General features: G+C 65.5%; 7 protein-coding genes. 4 read left to right on the top strand and 3 right to left on the bottom strand.

Features of this window, described 5'->3' with window-relative positions; all coding sequences use genetic code 11:
• Nucleotides 1-63 precede the first annotated feature (63 nt).
• Nucleotides 64-972 carry a helix-turn-helix domain-containing protein gene (locus AB843_RS23550; protein ID WP_157384595.1) on the bottom strand — a complete coding sequence of 303 codons (909 nt, stop codon included), beginning with the start codon at nucleotides 970-972 and terminating at the stop codon, nucleotides 64-66.
• Between the two features lie 270 nt (nucleotides 973-1,242).
• Between AB843_RS23550 and AB843_RS23545 the strand changes: the two genes are divergently transcribed.
• From AB843_RS23545 to AB843_RS23535, 3 genes are all read left to right on the top strand, one after another.
• Nucleotides 1,243-1,941 carry an ABC transporter ATP-binding protein gene (locus AB843_RS23545; RefSeq protein ID WP_048649369.1) on the top strand — a complete coding sequence of 233 codons (699 nt, stop codon included), beginning with the start codon at nucleotides 1,243-1,245 and terminating at the stop codon, nucleotides 1,939-1,941.
• Between the two features lie 26 nt (nucleotides 1,942-1,967).
• A complete protein-coding gene (locus AB843_RS23540; protein ID WP_048649356.1) occupies nucleotides 1,968-3,419 on the top strand; it encodes an aldehyde dehydrogenase in 1,452 nt (483 codons plus the stop codon).
• Nucleotides 3,420-3,617: 198 nt separating this feature from the next.
• Complete coding sequence (locus AB843_RS23535) at nucleotides 3,618-4,373, top strand: SDR family NAD(P)-dependent oxidoreductase (RefSeq protein ID WP_048649355.1); 756 nt, start codon at nucleotides 3,618-3,620, stop codon at nucleotides 4,371-4,373.
• Between the two features lie 12 nt (nucleotides 4,374-4,385).
• Here AB843_RS23535 and AB843_RS23530 read toward each other — a convergent pair whose 3' ends face one another.
• Nucleotides 4,386-4,919 carry a 2,4'-dihydroxyacetophenone dioxygenase family protein gene (locus AB843_RS23530; RefSeq protein WP_048649354.1) on the bottom strand — a complete coding sequence of 178 codons (534 nt, stop codon included), beginning with the start codon at nucleotides 4,917-4,919 and terminating at the stop codon, nucleotides 4,386-4,388.
• 30 nt (nucleotides 4,920-4,949) lie between these two features.
• On the bottom strand, nucleotides 4,950-6,701 hold the full coding sequence (locus AB843_RS23525; protein WP_082143987.1) for a thiamine pyrophosphate-requiring protein: 1,752 nt from the start codon (nucleotides 6,699-6,701) through the stop codon (nucleotides 4,950-4,952).
• 214 nt (nucleotides 6,702-6,915) lie between these two features.
• Between AB843_RS23525 and AB843_RS23520 the strand changes: the two genes are divergently transcribed.
• On the top strand, nucleotides 6,916-7,977 hold the full coding sequence (locus tag AB843_RS23520; protein ID WP_244468073.1) for a TRAP transporter substrate-binding protein: 1,062 nt from the start codon (nucleotides 6,916-6,918) through the stop codon (nucleotides 7,975-7,977).
• Nucleotide 7,978 lies beyond the last annotated feature (1 nt).

The raw sequence follows: 7,978 nt of genomic DNA, 5'->3' as shown, positions 1-7,978 counted from the left end.
CGAGGACCACTTTTCAGGGGGCAGGCCAAGACGATGTCGCCGGGCGACAGGAACCGCATATGTTCACGGCCAGGCGGCGAAGGTTTCCTGCGTGCGCGCCTTGCGCAGCATGGCCTCGCGGCGCAGGCGGCCCGGTGAAACACCCATTTCGCGCTTGAAGAAGCGGTTGAAATAACCCGCATCCTTGAAGCCCAGCATCTCGGCGACCTCGGCCGCTTGAAGATTGGTGCCGCCAAGCAGGATTTCGGCTTCCGAGACAAGCCGGGCATGAATCAGCTCCAGTGGCGTGCGCCCCGTCACGCGCTTGACGGCGCTGCCGAGCCGGCCGCGGGAAATCGACAGAAACCGTGCGTAGTCGCCAACGCTCCAGTGGTCGCGAACATGCAGTTCCACCAGGTGCAGGAAGTTGCGCACCATTGCGCGCGGCGCGGGCTGCTGCTCGGCGGGCCGCGGGCTGGACATGCGCCACACGGCAATCAGAACAAGAACCAGATGATAGCGCGCCGCATCCTGCGCGCCCGGCCGGTCGCCGCGCAGTTCCTCGCCGATCACTTCAATGCTGCGGCACAGATCCTGCGCCGTGGCCGGTGCAACCTTGACGCCGAGAACCGGATGAAACAGCGCATCCTTCACCTCGGCGCCGATCGGCCCCATGGGGATCGCCCTGCCGAGCGCCAGTTCAGAGGCGGCCAGGGACGCGCCGCGCGCGCCGGCGTCGAGCGTCAGCGTCGCCGGCTTGCCGGCGGGAAGCCAGAGGACACATGGGGCGGCCAGCGGCACGACGGTGCTTTCGATGGCCAATCGACCGGCCCCGGAGATCAGCACGAAGGCACGATTGCGGTTGCCATGCAGCGTCCAGGCAACCGGTGACAACGCGCTCTTGACACCGGACGCTTCCGTGTCGGGCAGCACGACGATGGGCGGCATGGCGCCGGCGGGCAAAGCGTCAGAGGCGCGGTTGTCCTGAAGCAACAAATACCCTCCGCTCGCCTATAGAGACCGCATCCATGGGAACAGCCCGCTCGAATGCGTCAGAAATACAACTCTTTCGACAAAAAGTCTATTTTCTACGGCGCAGGGCAGCCTATGCTCCCCCCTGTCATATGCCGCCATGCGCAGAGTACAAAGTCTGGGAGGACAAGGCCTACCTATCGGCAGAGACACCAAGGATCGGCGCAAATGCCGTGCTGCGGTGCGGTGCGGTGCGGTGAAGAAACGCTGCCGCCTGCCTGGGAGGAGATCATGCTTGAAGTTTCCACGCTCTCGCTGCGCTATGGTCAGCACCCGGCCTTGTGCGACATTTCCATTTCCATCGAGCGCGGTGAAACCGTCGCCGTGATCGGCGGTGACGGCGCCGGCAAATCCTCGCTTCTGGAGGCGATCGCCGGGCTCGTTCCGGTCAACGCCCGCACGCGGATCGCTCTCGACGGGCGCATCATCACGGGCTGGCCGCCCCACCGCATCATTGCCGCCGGCATTGCCCTGGTTCCCGAGGGAGGCGGCGTTTTCGGCGCGCTGACCGTTGAGGAGAACCTGCTGCTCGGCACGCATCCGGCGCGCGCTTGCGGCGGGCAGGCCAAGCAGAAAGCGCTTGTCTATGCCTTGTTTCCAAAACTGGCCGAGCACCGGCGGGAAGCGGTCAACGATCTGTCGGCGGGGGCGCAGCGCACGGTGGCGGTCGGCCGGGCGCTGATGTCGGGCCCCGATTTTCTGATGCTCGATCAACCGAGCCTGGGGCTGAAGCCGGTCGCCGTCACGGCGCTCTTCTCGGCGCTCGACCATCTGCGAAAATCGGGCATGGCGATCCTGATCGCCGAACAGAACACCCGGGTCAGCCTGGCGGTCGCCGATCGCGGCTACCTGATGGAATCGGGCCGCATCGTCGGCGCGAACACGGCGGATGCACTGATGCACGAGGACGCAGCGCAACCATCTCTTTGAACACGGAAATGGAACGGGGTAGAATAATGGAACAATTGGGTTTGCTGATCGGCGAGGATGACCGCGCCGCGTCGGATGGGGACACATTCGAGCGTCTCAATCCGGTGACCGGCGAGGTGGCGACGCGGGCGGCGGCAGCGACCTTGGAGGACGCGCGAATGGCCTGCGATGCGGCAGCGCGCGCCTTTCCGGCCTGGGCGGCGACGACCCCCGGCGAGCGGCGGCACATTCTCCTGGCAGCAGCCGATGCGCTGCAGGCGCGGACGCAGGGTTTTGTCGACGCCATGGCGTCCGAGATCGGCGCGACCGCCGGCTGGGCCATGTTCAATGTCGGGCTTGCCGCCGACATGCTGCGCGAGGCGGCCTCGCTGACGACGCAGATCACCGGCGAGATCATTCCGTCCAACCGGCCGGGCAGCATGGCGATGGCGATGCGCCAGCCCGCCGGCGTGGTGCTTTCCATGGCCCCGTGGAATGCGCCGGTCATCCTCGGCGTGCGCTCGCTCGCCACACCGCTTGCCTGCGGAAATACAGTGGTGATGAAGACCTCGGAAATCTGCCCCCGCACGCATCGCCTCATCATAGAAGCGCTGCATGAAGGCGGCGTGCCGCACGGGGTCCTGAACGCGATCTCCAACGCGCCTGAAGACGCACCGCAGATCGTCGAGACGCTGATCGCGCATCCGGCCGTGCGGCGCATCAATTTCACCGGCTCGACCCGCGTCGGACGCATCGTCGCCGAAACGGCGGGCAGGCACCTGAAGCCGGCGCTGCTGGAACTGGGCGGCAAGGCACCGATGGTTGTGCTGGACGACGCCGATCTCGACGCCGCGGTCGCGGCTGCGGCCTTCGGCTCCTACATGAACCAGGGGCAGATCTGCATGTCGACGGAACGCATCGTCGTCGACGAAGCCATCGCCGAAACCTTCGTCAAGGCGCTGGCGGCGAAAGCGCGTTCGCTGAAGGCCGGCGACCCGCGCGAAGGCAAGACACCCCTTGGCTCGGTTGTCGACCAGGGCGCTGCCAGGCGCATCCAGGACCTCGTCAAGGACGCGCTCGCCAAGGGCGCGGTTCTGGCGGCCGGCGGCGGCGTCGACGGCACGGTGATGGAAGCGACGCTGCTCGACAAGGTCACGCCGACCATGCGCATCTATGGCGAGGAAAGCTTTGGCCCGGTCGCCACGATCGTCCGCGTCAGCGGTATAGACGAGGCGGTGCGGGTGGCCAACGACACCGAATATGGCCTTTCATCGGCGGTCTTCGGCAAGGACGTCAACCGCGCCATGGCCGTCGCCCGGCGCATCGAATCCGGCATCTGCCACATCAACGGCCCGACCGTGCACGACGAGGCGCAGATGCCCTTCGGCGGCGTCAAGGATTCGGGCTATGGACGCTTCGGCGGCAAGGCCGGCATTGCCGAATTTACCGAACTGCGCTGGATCACGATCCAGGACGGCCCCTTGCACTATCCTTTCTAGGCAGCCGGGGGCCGGTGGTGCGATCCGAGCAGATGGGGACCATCTGTTAGGAGAAATCGCCCCACCAGATCAACAGCTTGTGGGCTGACTTATCGAAACAGATGGGGACCATCTGTTTCGGTCAGGCCACCAGGCCGGCCGGTGCGGGGGGCGCCGGCCGGCACGTTTATCCAGAAACCATAGGAAATCAGGACACTTATGAAGCTCAAGGACAAGGTTTGCATCATCACCGGCGGCGCCGGCAGCCTGGGTCTGGCCACCGCGCGCCTGTTCTTGAATGAAGGAGCCCGGCTGGTTCTGGTCGACAAGGACGAGGACCAGCTTGCCCATGCAACGGAAACGCTCGTCGCCGAGACGGTCATCGCCGTCGCCGCTGACGTTTCCTCGGCGGACGATACGCAACGCTATGTGCAGGTGGCGGCCGAACGCTTCGGACCGATCGACGTGCTGTTTTCCAATGCCGGCAATTTCGGCGTGGTCGCGCCGATTGCCGACTATCCGGAAGACGTTTTCGACGCGGTGCAGGCGGTGCACGTGAAGGGTGCCTTGCTTGCCGCCAAGTACGTCACGCCGCATATGCGCGACGGCGGCAGCATTGTCATAACGTCAAGCGTCGCGGGCCTGCGCGGCGATGCCGGCGTCTACGCCTATGCGGCGGCCAAGCACGCGCAGGTCGGGCTGATGCGCTGTCTGGCCAAGGAGCTGGCGCCCCGGGCGATCCGCGTCAACACGATCCACCCCGGTCCGATCGACAACGGCTTCCAGCTGGCGGTGGAAGACGGGCTGGGCCGCCAGATGGGCATCGACGGCACGGAATTCTTCAACCAGATCATCCCGCTCGGCCGACATGGGCGCGCCGAGGAGGTGGCGCGCTCCGTTCTCTATCTCGCCTGCGACGACAGCAGTTTCACGACCGGGACGACCTTGGCCGTCGACGGGGGCTTGTCGGGGTAGGCGATGGGCGGCTCAGCGGAACAGCGTCTCCACATACGCCGCGCCAAGGCCGACCTTGTCATAATGGTTACGGCACATCTCGATGTAGTTGTGCACGTCGAAGAACCCGTCCGGCTCGCCCTTGTCGTCGAGCCAGATCAGCGGTCCCTTGACCTGGAAGAAGACGCGCATCGGGTCTTCGTGCTCATAGGCGACCAGCGTGTGCCCCTCGCCCGGCGTCTCGTAGACGAAATCGCCGGCGGTCGCCGTCCACTCGTGCTCGAGGTAGCCCCATTTGCCGGAGATCGTGTAGGCGAACACCTCGTGCGGGTGATAGTGCCGGTTCACCAGCCCGGCGCGCTTGGCCATCAGGATATCGCACCATTTGTTCTGGGTCGGCGAGATCCAAAGCGGGCGCGACGAGACGGTTTCGGTGAAGGGCACGTAGTAGCGTTCGTCCTCGGTCGGCGCATCGGCCAGATAGACCTCCGGCAGCGCATCGCGCTGAAACACTTTCTCGATCGGTTTCAGGTCTTTCCAGAATTCGGTCTTGGCGGCTTCGGCCATTGTTGTCCTCCTCGTTTCAATGGGTGTCGTTCAGGGGCGCACCTGGACGTCGAGCAGCGCCAGGGTGCGCTTTTCGTCGATATGGCGGATCGCTTCGTCGAGCATCGCCGGCAGTTGCGTGCCATCGCGCACGGTGCGGGCAAAGGCGCGGCTCGCCTCGGCGATCCTGGCGAAATCGGGCACCGGCGACAGGCCGGTCAGCGGCATGGTGTTGGTGCGCGCCGCATAGCCGTCGGGATAGATGCCGAGCACGGAGTGGCGCACTGCGCCCCATTCGGCGTTGTTGACGATGATCACCAGAACCGGCAGTTCCAGCGCCTCGGCGATCTGGTGGCAGGCAACCGGGTTGGCGAACATGTAGGAGCCGTCGCCCATGGTGGCGACCACCAGCCTGTCGCGGTCGGCCAGCTGCATGCCGAGCGCGGCCGGGAACCCCCAGCCGAGGCCGCCGGAATGCGGCTCCTGGTACCAGGCTTTCGGATGGTCGAGCACCATCGGCGCCATCGGGCAACCAAGCTCGGAAAAGACCGAGGCATCGCGTCCGGCAATAGCGCGCGACAGGCACAGGCTGACCCATTCCTTGGTCATCGGACCGCCCTCGCCAGCCTCGGCGTTGGCGACCGCCCCGGCGCGCGCTGCAGCATTGGCGCGGGCGTGCCGCTCGCGGCGGCGGTCGATCTGCCGACGGTCGGGACTTTCGTCGGCCAGGGCAGACTGCAGCTTGACGAGCCCTTCCCCGACCTCGCCGGCCAACGCGATGTCGCAACGGAAATTGCGCACCGGGAAACGGCTGTAAAGCGGGTCCTGGCCGAGATGAATCACCTTGCAGCCGGGCTTGGGCCGGTGGATATCCGGCGACCATGGGGCAAGCGAATCGATCACCAGGATGGCGTCGGCCTCTCCGATCAGCGGACCCGGGTCTGCCGGCGCAGCCATGGGGTGGTCGAGCGGCAGGGCCAGCCGCACGGCCCAGTATTGGCAGACGGGAATGCCCCATTCGGCGGCGATGGCCTGCAGGGCGGCAAAGCCCTCTTCCCCGCCGGCGCCACGCTGGGCGAAGATGACCGGATTGTCCGCCGCCGCCAGAATCCGCGCCGCCTCGCGCAGCCGCGCATCGTGGATGCCGCCGACCGAGGGCGTCATGAGGGGCGGCGCGTCGAGCGCATCGGCCGGGCACGGCTCGCACAGCACTTCACGCGGCAGGCTGACATAGACGGGGCCGCGCGGCGTCGATGTGGCGATGGCCAGCGCCCGGTCGACGATCTCGGTCACCTGTTCGGGAAAACGCAGCTCATAGTCCCATTTGCAGGCCTCGCGCACCAGCGCCGTCTGGTCGCGCATTTCCTGGCCCCAGCCGATCGGCACGGTGCGGGCGCCGAGCCGCCCCTTTTCCGTCGTCGGCGTGCGGCCGGAAAACAAGAGCACGGGTACATGCTCGGTGGCGGCGTTGATGGCGCCTATGGCACAGTTCGCCAGGCCGACATTGGTGTGCGCCATCACCGCCTGGGGGCGGCCCGTCGCCAGATAATAGCCATGCGCCATCCCCATCGCCGCACCTTCATGCGGCATGATCAACGCCTGGGGCAAGGGCACACTCTTGGCCTCGGCCTCGGCGAGCCCCTCGATGATCGGCGGGAAATCCGTGCCCGAATTGGCAAAGATATAGTCGATGCCGAGTGTCTTCATCCTGGCCAGAAGCGCGCCGCCGGCAGTCATGGTGACGGTGGTTGCGGTTGCGCTTGCGGTTTCCAGCGGCACGGCACGGGAGGAAGCATTCTGCATGGATGTGGCCCAGATTGATATTTCTATATTTGAAATTTACAATTCAAATATAGATTGACAATGGAATGCGTCGCCGTCAATCTCTTTCCGCAAGCACGGGGAGAGGTTATCTCTGAAGCAACCCGTTTTCTTGGAGGAGAACGGCGGCTGTGGCCGTCACGCTGTTTGGATCACCGTTGTTTGCATCAACGTTCGGCAGAACCGGGAGGAAATCATGACTGGCATGTTGAAGACATCGCGCATCGCATCCGTGGTGGCCGGCGCCACCCTCGCCCTATTGGGCCTGGCGGGCGCCGCATCGGCACAGGAGACGACCCATCTCAAGCTGCACCACTTTCTCGGCCCCAAGGCGCCGGCGCAGACGGCGATGCTGGAACCCTGGGCGGAGCGAATCGAGAAAGCCTCCAATGGCCGCGTCGACATCGAGATCTTCCCGGCCATGTCGCTCGGCGGGCGTCCGCCCGAGCTGATCCGACAGGCGCGCGATGGCGTGGTCGACATCGTCTGGACCGTCAACGGCTACACCGCCGGCCTGTTCCCGCGCTCGGAAGTGTTCGAACTGCCCTTCATCCACACCAATGATCCGGTGGCGACCAACCTTGCCATGCGCGACATGTTCGACGCGTATCTCGCCGAGGAATATGGCGGCGTCAAAGTGCTGTTCAGCCATGTGCATGCCGGACAGGCGATCCACATGGTCGACGAGGAGGTGCGCAAGCCCGACGACATGAAGGGCAAGCAGATCCGCATCCCGACCCGCACCGGCGCGTGGGTGGTCGAGGCGCTCGGCGCCAGCCCGGTCTCGATGCCGGTGCCCGACCTGCCGCAGGCCCTGTCGCGCAAGGTGGTCGATGGCGCCTTCATCCCCTGGGAGATCATCCCGGCACTGAAGCTGCAGGACCTGACCGATTACCAGGTCGAAGGCCACGAGAAGACCCGCTTCGGCACGACCACCTTCCAGGTGTCGATGAACCAGGCCAAGTGGGACAGCCTGCCGGAGGACATCCAGCAGATCTTTCTCGACAATTCGGGTGAGGACTGGTCGCGCGAGGTCGGTGAGATCTGGCGCAGCATCGATGACAACGGCATCAAGATCGCCGTGGATGCCGGCAACAATCACATCACCCTGACGCAAGAAGAGACGCAGGCCTTCCAGGCCGCGCTGGAACCGGTGGTCGATCGCTGGATCGAGGAGGTCAAGGCCAAGGGCATCGATGGACGCGCCCTGGTCGATGCCGCCCGCGCGGCGATCGCTAAGCACGCCAAAGGCATGTGAG

This window comes from Nitratireductor soli, assembly GCF_001050155.1.
In the GTDB taxonomy this organism is placed as follows: Bacteria; Pseudomonadota; Alphaproteobacteria; order Rhizobiales; family Rhizobiaceae; genus Nitratireductor; species Nitratireductor soli.
This window is presented reverse-complemented; position numbering and strand designations above follow the sequence as displayed.